At 64.8% G+C, this 21,255-nt stretch carries 25 protein-coding genes and 1 tRNA gene; 10 read left to right on the top strand and 16 right to left on the bottom strand.

Translation table 11 applies throughout. The features are described from left to right. Positions 1-78: 78 nt before the first annotated feature. Positions 79-1,470 (top strand): diguanylate cyclase, encoded by a 1,392-nt coding sequence (locus AAFO92_RS12160; RefSeq protein WP_347535429.1) that lies wholly within the window; start codon positions 79-81, stop codon positions 1,468-1,470. Positions 1,471-1,474: 4 nt separating this feature from the next. On the opposite strand, the gene AAFO92_RS12165 is transcribed toward AAFO92_RS12160, so the two are convergent. Genes AAFO92_RS12165 through AAFO92_RS12180 form a run of 4 tightly spaced genes read right to left on the bottom strand, consistent with a single transcriptional unit; the run spans position 1,475 to position 3,493 of the window. Further along, positions 1,475-1,996, bottom strand: coding sequence for a periplasmic heavy metal sensor (locus AAFO92_RS12165; RefSeq protein ID WP_347535431.1), 522 nt, complete (start codon positions 1,994-1,996; stop codon positions 1,475-1,477). Beyond that, the gene (locus AAFO92_RS12170; protein WP_347535433.1) at positions 1,996-2,367 is read right to left on the bottom strand and encodes a hypothetical protein; all 372 of its coding nucleotides are present in this window, start codon (positions 2,365-2,367) and stop codon (positions 1,996-1,998) included. The genes AAFO92_RS12165 and AAFO92_RS12170 overlap by 1 nt, the downstream gene beginning before the upstream one ends. Beyond that, positions 2,360-2,938, bottom strand: coding sequence for an RNA polymerase sigma factor (locus tag AAFO92_RS12175; protein WP_347535435.1), 579 nt, complete (start codon positions 2,936-2,938; stop codon positions 2,360-2,362). The genes AAFO92_RS12170 and AAFO92_RS12175 overlap by 8 nt, the downstream gene beginning before the upstream one ends. A 60-nt stretch (positions 2,939-2,998) precedes the next feature. After that, positions 2,999-3,493: an EF-hand domain-containing protein gene (locus AAFO92_RS12180; protein WP_347535437.1), complete on the bottom strand. Its 495-nt coding sequence runs from the start codon at positions 3,491-3,493 to the stop codon at positions 2,999-3,001. 233 nt (positions 3,494-3,726) lie between these two features. Here AAFO92_RS12180 and AAFO92_RS12185 point away from each other — a divergent pair, with 233 nt between their 5' ends. Beyond that, positions 3,727-4,113 carry a DUF983 domain-containing protein gene (locus AAFO92_RS12185; RefSeq protein ID WP_347535439.1) on the top strand — a complete coding sequence of 129 codons (387 nt, stop codon included), beginning with the start codon at positions 3,727-3,729 and terminating at the stop codon, positions 4,111-4,113. Positions 4,114-4,138: 25 nt separating this feature from the next. Then, on the top strand, positions 4,139-4,843 hold the full coding sequence (locus AAFO92_RS12190; protein ID WP_347535441.1) for an NUDIX hydrolase: 705 nt from the start codon (positions 4,139-4,141) through the stop codon (positions 4,841-4,843). 7 nt (positions 4,844-4,850) lie between these two features. On the opposite strand, the gene AAFO92_RS12195 is transcribed toward AAFO92_RS12190, so the two are convergent. Genes AAFO92_RS12195 through AAFO92_RS12205 form a run of 3 tightly spaced genes read right to left on the bottom strand, consistent with a single transcriptional unit; the run spans position 4,851 to position 6,864 of the window. Further along, the gene (locus tag AAFO92_RS12195; protein WP_347535681.1) at positions 4,851-5,747 is read right to left on the bottom strand and encodes a DMT family transporter; all 897 of its coding nucleotides are present in this window, start codon (positions 5,745-5,747) and stop codon (positions 4,851-4,853) included. Positions 5,748-5,768: 21 nt separating this feature from the next. Then, entirely contained in the window at positions 5,769-6,665 is an 897-nt protein-coding gene (locus tag AAFO92_RS12200; protein ID WP_347535443.1) for a fatty acid desaturase, read from the bottom strand. Beyond that, complete coding sequence (locus AAFO92_RS12205; RefSeq protein WP_347535445.1) at positions 6,658-6,864, bottom strand: DUF2061 domain-containing protein; 207 nt, start codon at positions 6,862-6,864, stop codon at positions 6,658-6,660. Before AAFO92_RS12205 ends, AAFO92_RS12200 begins: the two co-directional genes overlap by 8 nt. A 106-nt stretch (positions 6,865-6,970) precedes the next feature. Here AAFO92_RS12205 and AAFO92_RS12210 point away from each other — a divergent pair, with 106 nt between their 5' ends. Then, positions 6,971-7,828 (top strand): helix-turn-helix transcriptional regulator, encoded by an 858-nt coding sequence (locus AAFO92_RS12210; protein ID WP_347535447.1) that lies wholly within the window; start codon positions 6,971-6,973, stop codon positions 7,826-7,828. 4 nt (positions 7,829-7,832) lie between these two features. On the opposite strand, the gene AAFO92_RS12215 is transcribed toward AAFO92_RS12210, so the two are convergent. The 3 genes from AAFO92_RS12215 to AAFO92_RS12225 all read right to left on the bottom strand — a co-directional run bounded on the left by AAFO92_RS12215 (position 7,833) and on the right by AAFO92_RS12225 (position 9,019). After that, positions 7,833-7,919 (bottom strand) — tRNA-Leu (locus tag AAFO92_RS12215). Between the two features lie 46 nt (positions 7,920-7,965). Next, positions 7,966-8,511 carry a hypothetical protein gene (locus AAFO92_RS12220; RefSeq protein ID WP_347535449.1) on the bottom strand — a complete coding sequence of 182 codons (546 nt, stop codon included), beginning with the start codon at positions 8,509-8,511 and terminating at the stop codon, positions 7,966-7,968. A gap of 31 nt (positions 8,512-8,542) precedes the next feature. Continuing rightward, entirely contained in the window at positions 8,543-9,019 is a 477-nt protein-coding gene (locus AAFO92_RS12225; RefSeq protein ID WP_347535451.1) for an Lrp/AsnC ligand binding domain-containing protein, read from the bottom strand. Between the two features lie 110 nt (positions 9,020-9,129). Between AAFO92_RS12225 and putA the strand changes: the two genes are divergently transcribed. The 3 genes from putA to AAFO92_RS12240 are packed head-to-tail and all read left to right on the top strand — an operon-like array spanning position 9,130 to position 13,718. Then, positions 9,130-12,561: a bifunctional proline dehydrogenase/L-glutamate gamma-semialdehyde dehydrogenase PutA gene (gene putA, locus AAFO92_RS12230; protein WP_347535453.1), complete on the top strand. Its 3,432-nt coding sequence runs from the start codon at positions 9,130-9,132 to the stop codon at positions 12,559-12,561. Between the two features lie 45 nt (positions 12,562-12,606). Then, the gene (locus AAFO92_RS12235; protein WP_347535455.1) at positions 12,607-13,353 is read left to right on the top strand and encodes a rhomboid family intramembrane serine protease; all 747 of its coding nucleotides are present in this window, start codon (positions 12,607-12,609) and stop codon (positions 13,351-13,353) included. Then, on the top strand, positions 13,350-13,718 hold the full coding sequence (locus tag AAFO92_RS12240; protein WP_347535457.1) for a GFA family protein: 369 nt from the start codon (positions 13,350-13,352) through the stop codon (positions 13,716-13,718). The genes AAFO92_RS12235 and AAFO92_RS12240 overlap by 4 nt, the downstream gene beginning before the upstream one ends. Here AAFO92_RS12240 and AAFO92_RS12245 read toward each other — a convergent pair. Both AAFO92_RS12245 and AAFO92_RS12250 read right to left on the bottom strand, forming a co-directional pair. After that, positions 13,715-14,503, bottom strand: coding sequence for an inositol monophosphatase family protein (locus tag AAFO92_RS12245; RefSeq protein ID WP_347535459.1), 789 nt, complete (start codon positions 14,501-14,503; stop codon positions 13,715-13,717). The two genes, AAFO92_RS12240 and AAFO92_RS12245, sit on opposite strands and share 4 nt — an antisense overlap. Before the next feature lie 190 nt (positions 14,504-14,693). Then, on the bottom strand, positions 14,694-15,608 hold the full coding sequence (locus AAFO92_RS12250; protein WP_347535461.1) for a LysR family transcriptional regulator: 915 nt from the start codon (positions 15,606-15,608) through the stop codon (positions 14,694-14,696). A gap of 99 nt (positions 15,609-15,707) precedes the next feature. Here AAFO92_RS12250 and metF point away from each other — a divergent pair, with 99 nt between their 5' ends. Together metF and AAFO92_RS12260 are read left to right on the top strand one after the other, a co-directional pair. Then, positions 15,708-16,574: a methylenetetrahydrofolate reductase [NAD(P)H] gene (gene metF / locus AAFO92_RS12255; RefSeq protein ID WP_347535463.1), complete on the top strand. Its 867-nt coding sequence runs from the start codon at positions 15,708-15,710 to the stop codon at positions 16,572-16,574. Positions 16,575-16,632: 58 nt separating this feature from the next. Next, a complete protein-coding gene (locus AAFO92_RS12260) occupies positions 16,633-17,127 on the top strand; it encodes a PaaI family thioesterase (protein WP_347535466.1) in 495 nt (164 codons plus the stop codon). An 82-nt stretch (positions 17,128-17,209) separates the two neighbouring features. Here AAFO92_RS12260 and AAFO92_RS12265 read toward each other — a convergent pair whose 3' ends face one another. Both AAFO92_RS12265 and AAFO92_RS12270 read right to left on the bottom strand, forming a co-directional pair. Then, complete coding sequence (locus AAFO92_RS12265; protein WP_347535468.1) at positions 17,210-18,271, bottom strand: DUF2235 domain-containing protein; 1,062 nt, start codon at positions 18,269-18,271, stop codon at positions 17,210-17,212. Between the two features lie 285 nt (positions 18,272-18,556). After that, a complete protein-coding gene (locus AAFO92_RS12270; RefSeq protein ID WP_347535470.1) occupies positions 18,557-19,684 on the bottom strand; it encodes a type III PLP-dependent enzyme in 1,128 nt (375 codons plus the stop codon). A gap of 109 nt (positions 19,685-19,793) precedes the next feature. Here AAFO92_RS12270 and AAFO92_RS12275 point away from each other — a divergent pair, with 109 nt between their 5' ends. After that, a complete protein-coding gene (locus tag AAFO92_RS12275; RefSeq protein WP_347535472.1) occupies positions 19,794-20,228 on the top strand; it encodes an Lrp/AsnC family transcriptional regulator in 435 nt (144 codons plus the stop codon). 79 nt (positions 20,229-20,307) lie between these two features. On the opposite strand, the gene AAFO92_RS12280 is transcribed toward AAFO92_RS12275, so the two are convergent. Then, entirely contained in the window at positions 20,308-20,559 is a 252-nt protein-coding gene (locus tag AAFO92_RS12280) for a LysR substrate-binding domain-containing protein (protein WP_347535683.1), read from the bottom strand. Further along, positions 20,560-21,201 carry a LysR family transcriptional regulator gene (locus AAFO92_RS12285; protein ID WP_347535474.1) on the bottom strand — a complete coding sequence of 214 codons (642 nt, stop codon included), beginning with the start codon at positions 21,199-21,201 and terminating at the stop codon, positions 20,560-20,562. Between the last annotated feature and the right edge of the window lie 54 nt (positions 21,202-21,255).

Genomic DNA, 21,255 nt, shown 5'->3' on the forward strand with positions numbered 1-21,255 from the left:
AATCCGGAAAGGTTTTCTTAACTTCTGACATGGATATTCCGCTTACGGAAGGGGCAGTCGGAAAGGCGAAATCTCCCCATGTCAGGAAAAATTCTGATCGTTGATGAGTTGGCGACCAATCGCATCGTTTTGAAAGTAAAGCTCTCGGCGGCCTTTTACGACGTCTTCCAGGCGCGCTCCGGTGCCGAAGCGTTGAAAATGGCGGCCCGGCACAAGCCCGATCTGATACTGGCCAGCACCGATCTTTCTGATTTTGACAGCAACGCCTTTGTCCGCGCGGTCCGTGCCTGCGATGTGGATGACAGCGTGCCCGTGATCCTTATCCTGCCCCGCGACACGCCGGAGGCCCGTATCGGGGCGCTGAAGGCCGGCGCCAGCGAGGTCATTCCAAAACCGATAGACGAAACGCTGCTGCTGGCACGGCTGCGCAGCCTGCTGCGGCAGCGCCACATGAACCACGACCTGAAAATGCACACGGGAACGGCGAATGCCCTTGGATTTGCCGAGGCGCCACAGGGATTTGCACGCCCCGGCCGGATTACCGTTGTCGCACGGCAAATATCGGACGCGACGCGCCTGCGGGCCTCGCTTAGCGCCAATTCTCGTCACGAATTCGTGGCCGTCTCGTCCGAACATACCGGCGACACGCTGAACGGACATGACCACCCCGATCTTTTCGTGCTGCAGATCGACCCGGAAGCCAGCGACGAAAGCCTGCGCCTGATGGCCGAGCTGCGCGCCGCGCCGCCTGCGCGCAACTGCCCGATCATCGCGGTGCTGCCGGACCAGATCAGGCGCATGGCGGCAACAGTGCTGGACCTGGGGGCAAGCGACGTCATTTGCGGCACCGTGGATCCCGGCGAACTGACCCTGCGCATCGCCGCGCAGCTGGAGAGCAAGCAGAACATGGATCAGCTGCGCGCCCAGTTGCATGTGGGGTTGCAGGCCGCGGTGATCGATCCGCTGACCGGCCTTTATAACCGGCGATACGCCCTGCCCTTTGTTGAAAACCTGATCCGCAAGCAACGCACTGACGAACACAGTTTCGCGGTCATGGTTGCCGATCTGGATCATTTCAAGCAGGTCAATGACAAGCATGGCCACGCAGCCGGGGATGCGGTGCTGACACGGGTTGCGGATATTCTGCGCAACAACGCGCTTGACGACGACCTGGTTGCCCGCCTGGGTGGCGAGGAATTCCTGATCGTCATACCGGAAACCAGCCGCGCACAGGCCAAGCAGGCAGCAAGCAGGTTGTGCCGGATCATCCAGCGCACCCCCATCAAGGTGCCGGGCGTGAGCGAGCCCATTCAAGTCACCGTCAGTATCGGCGTGGCGATGTGCCAGAAACCGGCGAATGGCGCCAGGATGACAGTCGACAGCCTGCTGGATCAGGCCGACCGCGCGCTCTATGGGTCAAAGGCGGGCGGGCGAAACACCGTGACGCTTTCGGCCAGAACCGCGGCCTGACGGCCTATTCCCCACCTGATTTCCCGTCCTTGCCGCCTTTCCTGCCGCCGTGGCGCTTGTCCAGCACCTCTTGCAACCGGTCTGCATAAGACGCGCGTTCCTCGGGCGTCATCCGCGTCAGACGCTCCAGCAGCAATGTCAGCCCCAGGTCCAGCCGTTCGTCGAAGGACTGGCGATGGCGGCGCAGCCGCGCGGCCACCGGGGCGGGATCGAAGGGTGTTACCTTCAGATCGGCGACCAGCCCGGCCAGTTCGGCATGGTGATCATGCCCGTCTTGCTTGCTGTCGCGCCACGCCTTGCGCATCTCCTTGCCAATCGCGCGCCGGTCCTCGTGGCTGAGCGCGCGGGTCAACGGCCCCCCACCGGACTCAAGCCGTGGCCCGTGATGGGGCCGCCAGTTGGACCAGGTGATCATCGCCCCCACCACCGCACCGACCACCAGCAGGTTGAGCGCGAGAGACAGGATCAAGAGTAAACGCAGCCAAGGTTTCATACCGTTATTCCCGGTCGGTGTGTCACTTGTCATCACAGCGCCTCCTCGGACAGGTCGAAGCCAAGACCAGGAGCGGCATCAACCGGATAGCTGGCATCGTCAAGCCCCAGATAGGCGATCGTGGCACCGGGCAGCGCAGCCGGTGGCGCGATACCCAGCCAGAGGCCAGCAACCGTCGCACTCACCAGGCCGGCCATGGCAGGCCACCCGCCCACCGCGCGCAGGAAGTCACGCCACAGGCCCCCCACAACCGGAGCGGAGCGCAAGGCCTCGCTTGCCGGCTGCGCCGCAAGGGCATCCTCCAGAACACGCGACATCAGCCGGCCCGAGGGCTCCGGAGCAACTTCGTTCGCCGCTTGAAAATACGATTCCAACATCTTGTTTTCAGTATCTTTTTCAGCCATCCGTATACCCCAGTTCATCACGCTTACCGACCAGATCGGCGGTCAGCGCCCGTTTTCCCCGCGCGGTCAGGCTCTCGACGGCCTCCACGCCAATTTCCATGATCTCCGCGATCTGCGGGTTTGAAAGCCCGTCTATGTGCCGCAGAATGACCGCCTGCCGCTGGCGCTCGGGCAACCGGTTCAGCGCCGCCTGCAAGGCCGCAGCGCGGGATTGTTGCTGCAATCGTTCCGGCGCGCTGACCTGGTCGTCCTCCGGCTCGGGAACCGCCTCGAGCGCGACCCCCCGCGCCCGGCGCAGTCGGTCGGTACAAAGATTGGCCACCACACGGTAAAGCCAGGTCGTGACCAGCGCCTCGCCCGGGCGCCAGTCCGGCGCCACCCGCCAGAGGCGCATCAGCGCGTCCTGGGTCACGTCTTCGGCCTCGGCCGGAATACCCAGCATCCGGCAGGCATGGGCATAGGCACGCGGCGTCAGGCGCAGGGTCAGCGCCCGTGCCGCCGCCTGATCACCCGCCGCGTAGCGCAACAGCAATGCCTCGTCGCTTTCTTCGCTCATGCTATCCAGCGGCATATCCTCTGCCCGTCAGGTAGGAAAGGGCGGGCCCGCATCGGCCCGCCCGGTCGGTCGGCTCTATTCGCTGGCGTCGCCGGCCTTGTCCTTGGCACCGTGACCGCCATGCTTGCGGCCCTTGTGCTTGTCGCGCATGGCGTCAAACTCTTCCTTGGTGACGGCGCCATCCTGATCAGCGTCCATCCGGGCGAACATCTTGCCCTGATGACGCGCCTTCATCTCATCCATGGTCAGCGTACCATCACCGTTGCTATCGTGGCGCTCCAGCATGTGGTCCACGTATTTCTCGGCCCGTTCAGCCTGACGCTCGTTGACCCGCGCCAACAGCTCTTCCCTGGAAAGCGCGCCATCGCCATCCGTATCGGCACCGCTGAAACGGGCCTGCATATGCGCCTCCATTTCGCCTTTTGTCAGCTTTCCGTCGCCGTCGCTGTCCAGTTCCTCAAAGCTGTGATGCGGCCGGTGATGCTTGCCCTGGCCCGCGTCATTGGCAGCGATTGCGCCGCCCGCGAATATTGCCAACCCAAGGGCGGTGATGAGTGCGGTATTATTCATTCGGGATTCTCCGTTCGATATCTCAGTGTTATCTGCCCCGATCCGGTCTTTGCGCCGGATCATACACCTCTTACGGGGCATCCCGCAGGTTCCGTCGCCGGATATGCGATTTTTTTCGGGCGGCCGCCGCGGGCAAAGGTTTGCGACATCAGGACGCAAGGCGGCATTCACCTCTTTGATATAAAGACAATCAGGTCCAATTTAGTGAAACGGGACAAGAAGCAGGCATCACCATGGAACAGACCTTGAACAGCGAAGAACGCGCCCTCTGGCCGGCGGTATGGAAGGGATATCGCGGCAAATGCCCCAATTGCGGCAGTGGTCCGCTGCTGAAGAGCTACCTGAAGGTGCGTGACACCTGCACCGTCTGCCAGGAGGATCTGTCGCATCACCGCGCCGATGACGGGCCGGCCTATCTGACGATCCTGATCGTGGGCCACCTGATGGCGCCGCTTCTGCATGTGGTCTTCACCACCTGGCGGCCCGAGCCGCTGGTGCTGTTCACCATATTCGGCCTTGGCTGCGTCGGCCTGTCGCTATACCTTCTGCCCAGGCTGAAAGGGGCGATCGTGGCGTTTCAATGGGCCCGGCATATGCACGGGTTCGGAAACAAGACCTGACCCTTTCATAACGGAAAGGGTCCGCATGGACATCGACAAGACCGCCATTCGCGACGCGGCCACCGTGATCGTCCTGCGGGCGCGCGGCACCGATCCGCATGTGCTGATGGGTCAGCGCGGCGCCAAGGCCGCCTTCATGCCGTCGAAATTCGTCTTTCCCGGCGGGGCGGTGGATGCAGCCGATGCGGACGTTCCGCTAGCCGCGCCGCTGCCGCCGCTCTGCGCCGAGCGCCTGCGCGAGGACAGCGATGAGGATCTCGGACATGCCCTTGCCGTTGCCGCCATCCGCGAGCTCTGGGAGGAAACCGGGCTGGTCCTGGGTCAGCCCGGCGACTGGAAAGGCGCGGTACCAGAAGACTGGCAGGGGTTTGCCGCCCGCGGTCACGTGCCGGTGGCGCGGGCACTGCAATTCGTCTTTCGCGCGATCACCCCGCCTGGCCGGCCACGCCGGTTCGATGCACGGTTTTTCCTGATAGATGCGGATGAAATCGCCGGCGATCTGGATGATTTTTCCGCCGCCAGCGACGAGCTTTCGCACCTGCAATGGGTGCCCCTGGCCACGGCGCGCGAGGAATACGACCTGCCGTTCATCACCGAGGTCGTGCTGGCCGAGGTCTCGGCCCGCGCCCATGACCCCGCCCCGCCCAGCTCGGTCCCGTTTTTCCGCAATGACGACGAGGCGAGCCTGTTCATCCGCCTGCGTGGCCATACGCCCCGGTCGGATGACTAGGCGCCGTTCAGACCAATAGCACCAACGCAAGGATGCTGAGGCTCAGAAGGCCGATCCCCAGCACTTCGCGCGCCGCCACTTTTTCGCGGAAGAACAGAACCGAGGCCATCAGCGAGAAAATCACCTCGATCTGGCCCACGGCAAAGACATAGGCCGCGTTCTGCAGGGTGAAGGCGGTGAACCAGCACAGGCTGCCGGCCATGCCGGTGATGCCCATCCAGACGGCGGTGCGGCGGGCGGCGATCACGCGGCTGATCTCGCCGGGTTCGCGCCAGTGCAGCCAGGCCACCATGCCGATCGCCTGAGAGGTCGTCACCACCGCCAGCGTCACGCAGGCCCGCAGAAACGCGTCGTCGCTGGCGATCTCCAGCGTGGCGCCGCGATACCCCACCGCCGAGACGGCGAAGAACGCGCCCGAGGCCAGCCCCAGCCCCGCCGCCTTGTTCAGCAGCCGCGCGCCCTGCCCCGCGATCCGGTTATCCGACAGGATCAGAACCCCGATCAGGCCCAGTACGATCGCCGCCAGGCCGCCAATGGTGATCCAGTCGCCCAGCACGATCAGGCCGACCAGCGCGGTCTGGATCACCTCGGTCTTCTTGAAGGTGATGCCCACCGCGAAATTGCGTTGCGCAAACAACGCCACCACGCACCAGGTGGCAAGGATCTGCGCCAACCCGCCGCAGAGCGCATAGGCCCAGAACAGGCCCGAAAGTTCAGGCCGCGCGGCCCCCGACCACCCCAGGTAGCACAGCGCCAGCGTCACCACGAACGGCACCGAATAGATGAACCGCGCCGATGTGGCGCCACCCGCGCTGAGCGTCGCCATGCTCAGGTGTTTCTGCAGCATGAACCGCAGCGTCTGAAACGCCGCCGCAGCGATTGATAGGGTGATCCAGGCCTCCATGAGGCCCGTCATGCACGGATTTTACCGCCGGGGCCAGAGAGGATGCGGCACCGGATCCTTGGCGTGCAGGAAATGCTCGCGGAAAATCTGCCCGTAGGATTGGTAGACATAGCTGTCATTGCGCTGCAGATACGCGTCCCTGTCGGCCCGGTAAAGCGCGGGCAGATCATACCAGGCAACCCGGGGGTGCATGTGGTGCACGACGTGCAGGTTGTTGTTGAGAAAGAGAAAGCTCAGCAAACCGCGGTCCTCGACGATGGCCGTACGCCCGCCCGCCTGTTCATGGGCGCGGTGTTCCAGGAAAGTGCGGATCTTGATGATGCCATATCCCAGATAGGCCGCCACCAGGTAGGCCCAGACCGGCATCGGCGACCACCAGACCAGGGTCAGCACCAGCGCAACCGACACAATCTGCAGTGCCCAGGCCAGCGTGACCTGCCGGTTTCCGGCCCGCATGGCGCGGATATCGGCCGCCAGAAAGGCCGTGTACCCGATCGCCGGGCCAATCAGGATGCGCCCCAGAAGCGTGTTGTTGAACCGCAGCAGCGATTGTATCCAGCGGGGCTGGCGCGCCCAGACCTCGGGGTCCAGGTAGTTCGTTTCCGGGTCGTCATAGGGGTCGGTCAGCGTTTCGTCATTATGATGGGCGATATGCAGATCCTTGAACCGGCGGTAAGGCACCATGAGGCCGAGACAGGGAAATCCGATGATCTCGTTCAGGCGATCGCTGCGAAACGGGTGGCCGTGGATCATCTCGTGTGTCAGCGAGGAATGCAGCGCGATCAGGAAGGTCGTCGCGACAAACCCGACCGGCAGCCAGATTGCCGCCAGCCAGAACACCGATACCCCCCATGCCACGTAACATGCCATCAGCAACGCCAGCGTGGGCCATTCGACGGATCTACGCGGTTCAGCCATGAACACGCCCCCATCGAATATGCGCCCAGATACGCTCGTGGATGAAATAACAGCTAAGCCCGATCATCGTGTTGATGATGGCAATCGTGCCACCGATTGTGGCCGATCCGGTCATGGCCATCCCCACAAGCGTCATCACCACGAAACCCAACAAGTTCCAGGCGATGGCCTTGACCAACGTGCGTCGTCTTGTCTCCATAGTTTCCCCAAACGTTATCCTTCACGAAAACGTTACGACAGAAACTGGCAGCAGGATATTTCGTTTCTGGTTAACATTCTTCTGCATTGGTGATAAAATTAACCACATGATAGAAAAAACAGACAAACGGATGCGCGCCGACCTGTTTCGCACCCGGCTTGGCGACGCGATGCGCGAGCGCAAGATCAACCAGAGCGCGCTTGCCCGGCGCGTGGGCGTGGACCGGTCGACCATCTCGCAACTGCTCAAGGGGGCGGGCGCGCGGCTGCCCAACGCGCAGGTGGTTGGCGAATGTGCCGCCGCGCTCGGGGTTTCGGCCGACTGGCTTCTGGGGCTCACCGACCGGCCCGAAACCGCCGCCGACATCCTGGCCACCTCGCTGTCACTGACCGAGGCCCCCCGCGCGCTGGTCGATGAACAGATTTTCCAGTGGCACAAGGAGGCCGCGGGTTACAAGATACGCCACGTGCCCGCGGCCCTGCCCGACATGCTGAAAACCCGCGCCATGCTGGAATGGGAATATACCCCCCATCTGGGCCGGTCGACCGATCAGGCGATCGGCGCGTCAGAGGACCGGCTGGCCTGGATGCGCAACACGCAGTCGGATTACGAGATTGCCGTGCCGATGTACGAACTTACCAGCTTTGCCCGCGGCGAAGGTTATTACCGCGACCTCGATGCCGGCGTGCGCCGCGATCAGATCGACTATTTGCTCGAGGTGTCGCAACAGCTCTACCCGCGCCTGCGGCTCTACCTCTATGACGCCCGGCGCATCTATTCCGCACCGGTAACGATTTTCGGCCCGCTGCTGGCGGTCATCTATATCGGCCAGAACTACATGGCCTTTCGCGACACCGAACGGGTGCAGGCGCTGACCGGCCATTTCGACCACCTGGTAAGGGAGGCCGCCGTCACCGCCCGGAACCTGCCGGATTTCCTGACCGATGAATGCCGTGTCGGCTAACCCCTGGTACCCGCGGCCGGACTCGAACCGGCACGGCCTGTACGGCCTGGAGATTTTAAGTCTCCTGTGTCTACCATTCCACCACGCGGGCCCAGGTGGGCGGACAATATCCGCTCTGGCGCGGGTGTAAAGACGGCTCAGAGTTCCTGTTCGCCCGCCTCCAGCGATGGCAGCAGATGGCGTTCGGATAGCCACGGGTTCAGCGCAAGCGCCTCGCGCAGGCTCAGCGCCGCCTCGGCCCGCCGTTCCATGCCTGCCAGCGTCAGGGCACGGCCTGCAATCGCGGCGACATGGCGCGGCGACAGCTCGATCGCGCGATCCAGATCAGGCAGGGCGGCGGCGAAATCCTGGCGCAGGAAATTCACAAAGGCGCGCTGGTTATAGCCTTCGGCATAGTCCGGGCAATACTCGACCAGCGCATCCAGCGCCACCATCGCCCCGTCATAATCAAAAGCTTCGCGGCGGCTCATCCCCTCGTCCAGCAACTCCTGTGCATAGGCATCCGGCGCATCCGCCCAGTATTGCCACATGTCATTGGAAATCTGCCGCGCCTTGCGTTCGTTCGGGGCGGCCTGTACCGCCTCGATCAGCCCGCTCAGCGCCTCGCTGTGGTCGGGGGCGTCGGGGCAGGTCTGGGCCATGGCGGGGCCGGATATCATCAGGGCAAGGATCACGTGTTTCATGACCCCGATAATGGCGCGTGATCTTCTCAGGTCAAATCACATCCGGGACAACACTTTCCTTGACCGCCTGCATCGCCACATAGGTCGAGGTATGTGCCACATGTGGCAGGGTCGAAATCTGCTCGCCCAGAACGCGGCGGTAATCGCTCATGTTCTGGGTACGGATCTTCATCAGGTAGTCGAAATCGGCCGCGATCATATGCACCTGCTCGATCTCGGGAATCCTGGCCACCGCCGCGTTGAACGCAGACAGCGCCTTTTCGCGGGTATCGTTCAGGCGCACCTCGACAAAGCTCACGTGGTCCAGCCCCAGCCGGATCGGATCGAAAAGCGCGGAATAACCGGTGATCACGCCCTCGTTTTCCAGCCGCCGAAGGCGCGCCTGGGTGGGCGATTTCGACAGGCCGATCTCGCGCGCGAGGTCGGTAATGCTGATTCGACCATCCCCGGCAAGCACCCGCAGAATGGCCCGGTCGAACCCGTCCAGCTCTGACTTGTCATTTCGCATATCAAAATCCCCTTTTCACAGTCTAAATGACCTGGAAAATCCGAAACTACAGGACATTTACCGCATTTAATGGTGATAGAATAGATCAAATTGCCAAGCTGGGGTGCATCATGCCTTACGATACCGACATTCGCAGTAAAATCGACCATGCCACCTATGCCGACGAGGACGAGACGCTGGCCCGGCTGGTGGCCGAGGCCGGTCTGTCACCCGAGGACCGTGCCCGCATTTCGGCGCGCGGGGCGCAGCTGGTACGCGATATCCGCAACCAGTCCAGCCCTGGCCTGATGGAGGTATTCCTGGCCGAATACGGACTGTCGACCGATGAGGGCGTGGCCCTGATGTGCCTGGCCGAGGCGCTGCTGCGCGTCCCCGACGCGGAAACCATCGACGCGCTGATCGAGGACAAGATCGCACCGTCGGACTGGGGCAAGCATATGGGGCATTCCACCTCGTCGCTGGTCAATGCCTCGACCTGGGCCCTGATGTTGACCGGCAAGGTGCTGCAGGAGGACAAGCCCGGCCCGGTGGGCCACCTGCGCAGCGCCATCAAGCGCCTGGGCGAGCCGGTGATCCGCACCGCCGTGGCGCGCGCGATGAAGGAGATGGGCCGGCAATTCGTGCTGGGCGAGACCATCCAGGGCGCAATGGACCGTGCCGCGGGGATGGAGAAGAAAGGCTATTCCTATTCCTACGACATGCTGGGCGAGGCCGCGCGCACCGATGCCGACGCCACCCGCTATCACCTGGCCTATTCCCGTGCCATCACCGCGATCGCGCAGGCCTGCACCCATGATGATATCCGCGACAATCCGGGCATCTCGGTCAAGCTGTCGGCGCTGCACCCGCGTTACGAGGTGGCACAGCGCGAACAGGTCATGGACATCCTTGTGCCGCGCCTGCGTTCGCTGGCGCTGCTGGCGAAATCCGCGCGCATGGGGCTCAATATCGACGCCGAAGAGGCCGACCGCCTGTCGCTCTCGCTCGATGTGATCGAAACCGTGCTGGCCGAGCCCGCGCTGGCCGGGTGGGACGGGTTTGGCGTGGTCGTGCAGGCCTTTGGTCAGCGCGCGGGCCATGTGCTGGATTACCTGCACGATCTGGCCACAACGCTGGATCGGCGGATCATGGTCCGGCTGGTCAAGGGCGCCTATTGGGATACCGAGATCAAGCTGGCCCAGGTCGAGGGGATCGACGGCTTCCCGGTTTTCACCCGCAAGGCCGCCACCGATATCAGCTATATCGCCAATGCCCGCAAACTGCTGGGCATGACCGACCGGATCTATCCGCAATTCGCCACCCACAACGCCCACACGGTTGCTGCCATCCTCGACATGGCCGAGGACAAGAAAACCTTTGAATTTCAGCGGTTGCACGGCATGGGTGAGGCTTTGCACGACATCGTGCTCAAGGCGGAGGGTACCCGTTGCCGGATCTACGCCCCGGTCGGCGCCCATCGCGACCTGCTGGCCTATCTGGTGCGCCGCCTGCTGGAAAACGGGGCGAATTCCAGCTTCGTCAACCAGATCGTGGACGAGGACGTATCACCCGAGACCGTGGCCCGCGACCCGTTCGAGGCCATCAACGACCCGGCCCCCGACCTGCCCACCGGGCCCGAGCTGTTCCTGCCCGAACGGCCCAATTCCAAGGGGTTCGACCTCAAGCACCAGCCGACGCTGGACCTGATCGAAGGCGCGCGCGCGCCGTTCGCCTCGCATCAATGGTCTTCGGCCCCGATCCTGGCGAGCAAGGCCAATCCGGAAGAGGCCAGGCCGGTCATCAACCCAGCAGATCCGGCGGATGTGGTCGGCATGGTCGCCAATACCAGCGCCGCGGATATCGAAACCGCGCTGTCCAAGGCCGCGCCGTGGGACGTCAGCGCAGAGGAACGCGCGAAAGTGCTCAACAAGGTCGCCGATCTCTACGAGGAAAACTTCGGCGAGATCTTCGCCATCCTCGCGCGCGAGGCCGGCAAGATCTGGGTCGACGTCGTGGCCGAGCTGCGCGAGGCGGTGGATTTCCTGCGTTACTACGCGGCCAACGCCCCCGCAACGCCACCCGTGGGCGTGTTCACCTGCATTGCGCCGTGGAACTTCCCGTTGGCAATCTTTACCGGCCAGATGGCAGCGGCCCTGGCGGCAGGCAATGCCGTTCTGTCGAAACCGGCCGAACAGACCCCGCTGATCGCGCATCTGGCGGTGTCGCTGATGCACAAGGCGGGCGTGCCGAAAACCGCGTTGCAATTGCTGCCCGGCGGCGGCGCCATCGGCGCGGCGCTGACCTCGGATCCGCGGGTGGGTGGCGTGGCCTTCACCGGCTCGACCGCGACGGCGATGAAGATCCACAGGGCGATGGCAGAAAACCTCGCCCCCGGCGCGCCGCTCATCGCCGAAACCGGCGGGCTGAACGCGATGATCGTCGACAGCACCGCCCTGCCCGAACAGGCCGTCGGCGCCATCGTCGAATCGGCCTTCCAGTCTGCGGGTCAGCGCTGTTCGGCGCTGCGATGCCTGTACGTTCAGGAGGACATCGCCGAGCCCTTCATCAGGATGCTTAAGGGGGCGATGGACGCGCTTGTCATCGGCGAGCCCTGGCAGATCAGCACCGATTGCGGCCCGGTGATCGACGAAACCGCCCGCAAGGGTATCGCCGATCACATTCAGCAGGCCCGCGCCGAAGGCCGCCTGATGCACGAGCTGAAGACCCCGAACGCGGGCACCTATATTGCGCCCACCCTGATCCGGGTCAGCGGCATCGACGCGCTGGAACGCGAAATCTTCGGCCCGGTCCTGCATCTGGCCACCTTCGGGGCCGAGGAACTGGACAAGGTGATCGACGCGATCAACGCCACCGGCTACGGGCTGACCTTCGGCCTGATGACCCGGATCGACGACCGCGTTCAGCACGTGACCGAGCGGGTGAACGCCGGCAACCTCTACGTGAACCGCAACCAGATCGGCGCCATCGTCGGCTCTCAGCCCTTTGGCGGCAAGGGCCTCTCGGGCACCGGGCCAAAGGCGGGCGGCCCGCATTACCTGGCGCGGTTCTCGGCCTCAACCGCCCCCCTCGAAGGCGGCGCGTGGTCCGGCGAAATGACGGTTAGCGATGTGCAATCGGCCCTCGACAAGGTCAACAAGACGGAAAAACCGATCCGTCAGGCGCTGGTACTGCCTGGCCCCACCGGCGAATCCAACCGGCTGACCGCCGATCCGCGCGATGCGGTGCTGTGCCTGGGCCCGGGTGCCGAAGCGGTAGCGGCACAGGCCAAGGCGGTCACGGCACTGGGTGGCATCGCCGCCGAGGCGACCGGCAGCATCGAGGCCGAGGCGCTGACGCAGCTGCGCAATCTTTCCGGCGCGCTCTGGTGGGGGGGGGCAGACGCCGCGCGCAGCTACGCCACGGCGCTTGCCGACCGGCAGGGCCCGATCCTGCCGCTGATCACCGGCCTGCCCGACACCGGCCATGTGCTGCATGAGCGCCATGTCTGCGTCGATACCACCGCCGCGGGCGGCAACGCGGCCCTGCTGGGTGGCAATGCCTGACACCGCCCCTTGACGGCATCTGCCGGGGCCGCCACGGTGGCCCCGATGATACCCATCCGCGATCATAACCCCTCGGGGCGCACGCCGTACGTCACCTACGCGCTGATCGCGGTCAACGTGGTCATCTTCCTTGGCTACTGGCCGCTCTTCAGCGATCCACGGGCAATCAACGCCTTCTTCGATGGCTGGGCGATGATCCCGGTACGGGTCTCTGCGCAGGGCGATTATGCCGGCCTCGTCACCTCGATGTTCCTGCATGGCAGCGTGATGCACCTGGGCGGCAACATGCTGTTCCTGTGGATCTTCGGCGACAATGTCGAAGAAGAGATGGGCCACGTGCCCTTCCTGCTCTTCTACCTCGCCGCCGGCATCGGCGCGGGCATCGTGCATGTGCTGTCGTCGCCCGCCTCACTGGTGCCCACCGTCGGCGCCTCGGGGGCGATCGCCGCGGTCATGGGCAGCTATCTGCTGCTCTTTCCCCGGGCGAAGGTCGATATCTTTCTCTTCTTCGTGTTCTTCCTCCGCATCCTGCCGATCCCCGCCTGGATCATGCTGGGGATCTGGTTTGCCCTGCAGCTTGTCAATGGCGTGGGCTCCGACCCGTCCGCCGGCGGCGTCGCCTACTGGGCCCATGCGGGCGGTTTCGTGATCGGCATCGGCGCCACGCTGCCGCTTTTCCTGCGCCTCGGCGGACAGCGTTTCTGGGCCCGGACAGATGGCCACCCGCCCCACCCCGAGGCCGATTACCGGATCGGCCGCAGCCGCATCCCTGTCGTGAAACGCCGAAAATGACCGTCACTACCAAAGCCACCTGCCATTGCGGCGCGGTCGAACTGCGCCTGACCCTGCCCGAGGGGCCCAAAGAGCCGCACCGCTGCGATTGCAGCTTCTGCCGCCGCCGCGCCGCGCCGAATATCAGCGTACCGCTGGCCAGTCTCGAGGTGGTGCGCGGGGCCGACAAGCTCTCGCTCTACACCTGGAACACCGGCACGGCGCAGCATTATTTCTGCAGCGTCTGCGGCATCTACACCCATCATCAGCGCCGGTCGAACCCCAATGAATTCGGCGTCAACCTGGGCACGATCGAGGGCGTCAACCCGGCCGATTTCGAGCCGATCCCGTGGGAGGATGGCGTCAACCACCCGTCCGACACCTAGCTGTCGCGGATCACCCTGGCGAATTTCTCGAAGATCGCTTCGTTGGCGCAGATCACCTCGCCATCCTCAAGGATATCTCCACCTTCGCGCATCGGCTCCACCAGCGCCCCGGCCTCGCGCAGGATGATGATGCCCGCCGCCAGGTCCCAGGGGTTCAGCCGTCGTTCCCAGAAGCCGTCATAACGGCCGGCCGCCACATAGGCCATGTCCAGCGCCGCCGAACCGAAACGCCGCACGCCCGAACAGACCGGCAGCAGCCGCGCCAGGTCCTGCAGCGTATCGGGCAGATCGCCCCGCCCGCCAAACGGCAGACCGGTGGCGAACAGCGCCTCGATCATCCGGTCGCGGCCCGACACGCGCAACCGGCTCTCATTCATCCACGCGCCCTCGCCCTTCTCGGCAAAGAACGCCTCGTCCTTGGCCGGGTCATAGATCACCCCGGCCACGATCTGCCCCTTGTGTTCCAGCGCGATGCTGACCGCCCAATGCGGCAGCCCGTGCAGGAAATTGGTGGTCCCGTCCAGCGGATCGACGATCCAGCGCCGCGTCGGATCCTTGCCCTCTTCGGCGCCGCCCTCCTCGGCCAGCCAGCCATAGGTCGGGCGCGCGTTCATCAGTTCCGACTTGATGATCTGCTCGGCCGCGATATCGGCCCGGCTGACGAAATCGCCGGCGCCCTTCATGCTGACCTGCAGATTCTCGACCTCGCGGAAATCCTTGGCCAGGGCACGGCCCGCCTTGCGTGCCGCTCTCAGCATGACATTCAGATTGGCACTTCCGGCCATGGCGATCGCTCCTCAAGGTTCAGGCCGCGCGTATACGCCCCGAAACCGCGCTTGCCAAGGGGGCCGGCCCGCCAAAAACGCAGCACCGGCCAATGCGGCGCGGAACCGCGCCAGACGCGGCCCGAGGAGGAGGCCGGAGGCCGACGACGAGAGATCCTGCGTGCGCGCAAGCGCACTCGATCGGGCGGCGTCATGCCTTCGTGTCGCGCTGCAATCTGATCGGAATTTCCCGCGCCAGCCGGATCAGATGCGCCATGAAGGGTTTATCCGCATCCTCTTCGCGAATCGCCGCATATAACCGCTTGGTCAGCCCTGTCTCGGTCACCTTGCGGGTGACGTAATCGCTGCTGGTGCGCACTTCGCGTACAACCCAGTCGGGCAGCACCGCCACCCCCCGGTTCGACGCCACCAGCAACAGGATCACCGCCGTCAGCTCGACCTGGCGGATCGCCCTGGGTTCAACTTTTGCCGGGGTCAGCAACTCGGTAAACACATCCAGCCGCGACCGGTCCACCGGGTAGGTGATCAGCAATTCGTCGCGAAAATCCTCGGCCACGACAAACGGCTGCGCCGCCAGCGGATGCTGGCTCGAGGCCACGAACACCGGCTCGTAGTCGAATAGCGGCTTGAAGATCACGCCCGGCAGATCCTCGGGGTCAGACGACACCACCAGGTCCACCTCCTCTTTCTGCAGGGCCGGCAAGGCGTCAAAGGCCAGCCCCGGGCGAATGTCCACATCCACATCCGCCCAGGTCTTGCGGAACCGCTCCAGCACCGGGAACAGCCATTCGAAACAGGCGTGACATTCGATCGCGATGTGCATCCGTCCGGCGCTGCCCTCGCGCACGCCTTCGAATTCGGCCTCCAGCGCCTCGATCTCGGGCAGCACCTTCTCCGCCAGCCGCAGCAGCCTGTGGCCCGCCGCCGAGAGTTTCAGCGGCTTTGACCGGCGCACGAACAGTTCTACCCCCGCCTGATCCTCCAACCCCTTGATCTGGTGGCTTAACGCCGACTGGGTGATATGCAGGATGTCCGCCGCACGGGCCAGGCCACCGGCCCGGTGGATCGCCTGGATGGTCTTGAGATGCCGGAACTCGATATGCATAAATTGAGCGAACCTCATCTTGATCGTGAATATTATGAAATTGTCTCACAACACGTTCGATGCAACAAGGGAACATATCATTTCCGCAGGAACACCGTCATGTCCGCTCCCAATATCTCGTTCGAATTCTTCCCGCCCAAGTCGCTAGAGGCTTCGTTTCGCCTGTGGGATACCGTACAGACCCTGGCGCCGCTTGATCCGCGCTTTGTCTCGGTGACCTATGGCGCGGGCGGCACCACGCGCGAGCTGACCCGCGACGCGGTGGAAACGCTGCACGCCTCCTCGGGCCTGAACGTCGCGGCGCACCTGACCTGCGTGGACGCCAGCCGGTCCGAGACCCTGGCCATCGCCGATGATTTCGCCGCCGCCGGCGTTTCCGAGATCGTCGCCCTGCGCGGCGACCCGCCCAAGGGCAGCGGCGCGTTTCGGCCCCATCCCGACGGGTTCACCGACAGTTGCGAGCTGATCTCGGCCCTGGCCGAGACCGGCAAATTCACCATCCGCGTCGGCGCCTATCCCGAGAAACACCCCGAAGCCGCCGACCAGCAAGCCGATATCGACTGGCTCAAGCGCAAGATCGACGCCGGCGCGTCCGAGGCGATCACCCAGTTCTTCTTCGAGGCCGATACCTACTTCCGGTTCCGCGACGCCTGCGACAAGGCCGGTATCGACGCCCCGATCATCCCCGGTATCCTGCCGATCGAGAACTGGCAGAACGCGCGGCGTTTCTCGGGCGCCTGTGGCACCAACATCCCGCAATGGATGGACGATCTGTTTGACAAGGCGATCCGCGATAACCGCCATGACCTGCTGGCCACGGCGCTGGCCACCGAATTATGCAGCGACCTGTTGGATGGCGGGGTCGAGGATCTGCATTTCTATACGCTGAACCGGCCAGAGCTGACCCGCGACATCTGCCATGCCCTGGGGGTCACCCCGAAGGTCGAACTGCGCGATGTTGCCTGACGCCCCTTGAATGCCCCCGGTTTCCCTGTCAAATGCGACACTCGGAAACGGGGGTAACATGGCCCAAAAAATCGCTACCACATTCGACGAGCTTCCCGATCGGGCCGACCTGGCATCGCGTTCCGGGCTGGAATTCATGCAGGACGTCGTCGCCGGGCGACTGGCAGGCCCCCCGATCGGCGCGACACTGGGCTTTCGCCCGATCCTTGCCGAAGAGGGCCGGGTGATTTTCGAGGGCACTCCCGAATTCAGTGCCACGAACCCGATGCGCGGCCTGCATGGCGGCTGGTATGGCGCCATCCTCGACAGCTGCATGGGCTGCGCGGTGATGACAAGGGTGCCCCGGGGGTCGATCTACACGACGCTGGAATACAAGATTAACATCACCCGGGCGATCCCGCTGGGCATGGCGGTTCGCGCGACCGGCACCGTCGATCACGCCGGCCGCTCCACCGGCATCGCCAGCGGCGAGATCCGCGGTATCGACGACGGTCGGCTCTATGCGACCGGCTCCACCACCTGCCTGATCATGAAAGCGCCGGATATCGGCTGACCCCGCCGGCCCGCTCCCTTTTTGCGCCGGGGCGGGCGGGTGGGCGGCGCAAAAAGGGAGCTTTCGCGCCTTGCCGCCCGGCTCAGACCGCCTGTTCGGTTTCGGCCCCCGCGCGCGCCCGGTCCACGACGCTTTCATGCAGCCGCTCGCTCGGATCCTCGCCGATCACCCGCGCCGAGCGCAGCAGGAATATCTTGCCCCACCCCTGCCACGTCCCGACCGACGGCGCCTCGGCATCCGTCGGGAACCGCGCGCGCCAGCCCTCCGGCAGCATCAATCCACAGGCCTCGGCCCGTTCCAGCATCCACACCAGCGGAATATTCGCCAGCGGCCGCGCCGGCTGAAACCCGTTCAGCTGGCCGCCGACATCACCATGGCTGCCGCGGAACCACACCTGTTCGACACGGCCGGCGTGATCCGGCGATGTCTCCCACAGGACCGGTTCGTAGACCGCGCGCGTCTCATCCAGCGCCAGCGCGTGATACCCGTGTCGCACCGAGGGCCCCAGCCGGTGCGAATGGAACGAATGCGCCGCCTCCGCCCACCGCCAGAGCAGCGGCAGCCGCAGCCCCAGCGCCTTAACCGTATCCCAGACCCCGACCATCTCGATCGGTGTCTCGACATGGCAGAACTCCGCGGCAAACGCCTTCACCACCGGGCTGCCCGGATTGCACTGATAATGCCGGTAGGCAGTCATGATGTTCCGCTCGGTCGCGTGGCTGTCGGTCAACAGGCCCACCGTGTCGATCAGCCCGGCCAGCGACCGCACCGCATAGGCGCCGCGCGAATAGCCCAGCAGGAAAATCCTGTCACCCGGCTTGTAGCGGCTGGCCAGATAGCCATAGGCCCGTCGGATCTGCCGGTTGATGCCGCGCCCCATCATCACATCCGGGGTCGTGCGCCAGTCCTGCCACTGCAACCCTGCCTCGTAATAGACCGACAAGCCCGGCCCGCTGACCTCGGAGAGCAGCCTGTAGGTCAGCCCGGCATTGCTTTCGCATCCCGGCGTCAGCGACGACATCGTCCCATCCAGGATCAGCACATGCGTGACCTGCCCCCGTACCCGTGCATAAGCCGATTGCCCGCTGCGCTGACCCGGCCGCAGCAATTCGTAGAGGGATCTTGTCCATTTGCGCCAGAACATTCCTGACCGTTACCTTGTTTCTGCGGCGCATGTCCGGGCGCCGCATTGCCGGGCCGGGGCGCGGCGGCCCGAAACGCACCACGTCGCCCTGCCCTCTATCTAGTCCTACATCATCCTCGCGACAAAACATAACGGCGCGAGGCGGCGGATAGAAGCGCCGCCGCAGACATCCTCTACCGGTTTCGTGAATACCCCGTTACCGACGGGTCGGATCCTGTCAGACCGGGCCCCGGCCAGGGCGCCGGAGCGCCGAACGATCAACAGATCGTGAGTCCGGAGGGTTTGTCAAAGCGCCGCCACCGTGACCGGCGCGCCAAGCCCGTAGCCATTGAATTGGGTCGTCAGCGACCGCGAATAGGCCCCCATTCCGGCAAAGAGAACATAATCCCCCTCGTCGATATCCCCGGGCAAAGGCAGCGGTTCGGGCAGGCGATCGATGCTGTCGCAGGTCGGGCCAAAGATCACCCGCTCCCGCGCGGCGCCCGACCGCCAGCCGCCATTGCCTGCCAGCACCCGCACCCGGTCCGTGCACCCGATGTCGCGCACCTCGAAGAGGCCGCCATAAACGCCGTCATTCAGGAATATGGACCCGTCGCCGCGCAACGCCTTGACCCGCGCGGCCAGGGTAAAGGCATCGGCCACCATCGCCCGGCCCGGCTCGCACACCAGGGCGGGGGCGTCATCGCCGAAACTGGCATCCACCTCGGCGCGGATATGGTCAAAGATCGCTTCCAGGTCGGGTGCGGCCCCGACCCGGTGCGCGGCAAAGCCGCCGCCCACGTTCAGCCGCGCCAGCCGGACACCGGCGTCGCGGGCCACCTGCGCCACCACCCGGATATAGCTGCCCCAGGCAGCGGGATCCGCGCATTGCGTCCCGGGATGAAAGGTCATCGAGGGCACGAAACCGCGCGCCGCCACCTCTTTCAGCAAGGCCGCCGCGCGCGCCGGGTCAGCGCCGAACTTGGCCCCGAAATCATAGGCCGCGCCGGCAACCGGCAGGGCCAGCCGTACGGACATCTCGGCCCGCTTGGGCACGGCCGACAGCTTGTCCAGCTCGTGCGCACAATCGATCGAATAAGAGGTCACACCCAGGGCCACGGCAATGGCGACCTCCTCGGGGGACCGGACCGGGTTGTGATAATGCAGCACCGCATCGGGGCAGACCGCGCGCACCGCATACATCTCGCGCGGGCTGGCCACGTCAAAGGCGCGGATTCCGGCGGCGACCAGGTTGGTCAGAACCTCCTCGCCGGCATTGGCCTTGACCGCATAGGTCACCAGCCCGTCGAACCCGCGCTGGAACCGGCGCGCCGTCGCCTGCAATACCGCCGGACAGAAATACACCATCGCCGTGTCGGGCGCATGCCGCAGGATATGAGCCCGGGGGTCGGGCCAGTTCGGAGATTCGTGCATCACTCTGCCTCATATGATCTTTTTCCCGATGATCCGGAAAAATGGCGTCGATTTCACGTGTCTATTTATGTATATTGCCCATAAATAATGGCGAAATGACGAAAAAATAATGCAAACAGACGAAACCGACCTGGCGCTGCTGGCATTGCTGGGGGAAAACGCCCGAATGCCGGTGGCCACGCTGGCCCGCAAGCTGGGCCTGGCGCGCACCACGGTCCAGGCCCGTCTCGACCGGCTCGAAGGCAACGGCGTGATCCTCGGCTACAGCCTCCGCCTGGGCAGCTCCGCCCGCCCGCCCCTGCGCGCGACCGTCCTTGTCAGCATCGAACCGCGCAGTGCACCGGCGGTGCTCTCGCGCCTCAGATCCCTGCCCGAGGTCCGCCGGGTACACACCACTTCCGGCCGGTTCGACCTGATCGTCACGCTGGAAGCGATGACAACCGAAGCCCTGGACGAAACCCTGGACCGGATCGGCGAGGCCAAGGGCGTCAACCGGTCCGAGAGTCTGATCCACCTCGCCACCAAGCTGGACCGCGGCCCTTAGACGCGTCACGCCAGCCAACGCGCCCCGAGGAGGAAGGCGGAGCCGGACGACGAGACATCCTGCGTGCGCGCCAGCGCACTCAATCCGATCGCTCCCGTTCCTCGCACCATGCCAGCAACCAGTCGCGAAACGCCCGCGCCGGCGGCCGCAGGGCCGCCCGCTCTGGATAGACCAGGTGATAAGCCTCGCGTCCCTGCACCGCGACCCCGGGCAGGCACGGCACCAGCCCGGCCGCGTGCATCGCCTTGTCGCTGGCCGGCGCGCGGGCCAGCGCGATGCCCACCCCCTCGGCCGCCAGCGCCATCGCCATGATCGTGCTGTCGGCGTAGATTTACCGCGCCTGCCCGGGCAAAATCCCCACATTGTCAAACAGATGCGGCCAGCCGGCCCGGTGTGTCGCCACCTCGATCAGCCGGTGTTGCAGCAGACCGGCAGGCCCCGCGACCGAGGCGGCAATCTCCGGCAATGCGACGGGAAACAGCCGCTCCCCCATCAGCAGGTCGCTTTCGGCGCCATAGGCCTGCGGGCTGCCGAAGATGACCTGAAGGTCGCTGAACCCGCGGGCAAATTCATGCGGCAGGTTCGCCGTGGTCAGGGTCAGGTTGATATCCGGGTGCGTGCGGGCGAAATTCTCGTACCCGCGGGCCAGGATGCCCTGGGCGAAAACCAGCACCGACTGCACGAAAAGCTGCTGTGCCCGGGCGGCCCCGAACAGCCCTTCGGTGGCGTTCTCCAGGGTCAGCAGTGCCTGCTGCACCGATGGCAGATAAGCCCGCCCAACCTCGGTCAGGCTGACCGCGTGGGCATGACGGTCGAACAGGGCCACGCCCAGACGCTCCTCCAGCGCGCGCACCTGCTGGCTGACGGCCGCCGGCGACATGTTCAGCTGCGCCGCGGCCCGGGCAAAGCTTTCGCACCGCGCCGCCGCCTCGAACACCCGCAGCCAGTTGAGTGAGGGGACGTTAACCGACATATCTCAGGCTAAGCTCAACTTACCCTCAGCGTCCAGCACTATCGTTCTGAAATT

Source organism: Roseovarius sp. CAU 1744 (assembly GCF_039839345.1).
Classification (GTDB): domain Bacteria; phylum Pseudomonadota; class Alphaproteobacteria; order Rhodobacterales; family Rhodobacteraceae; genus Roseovarius.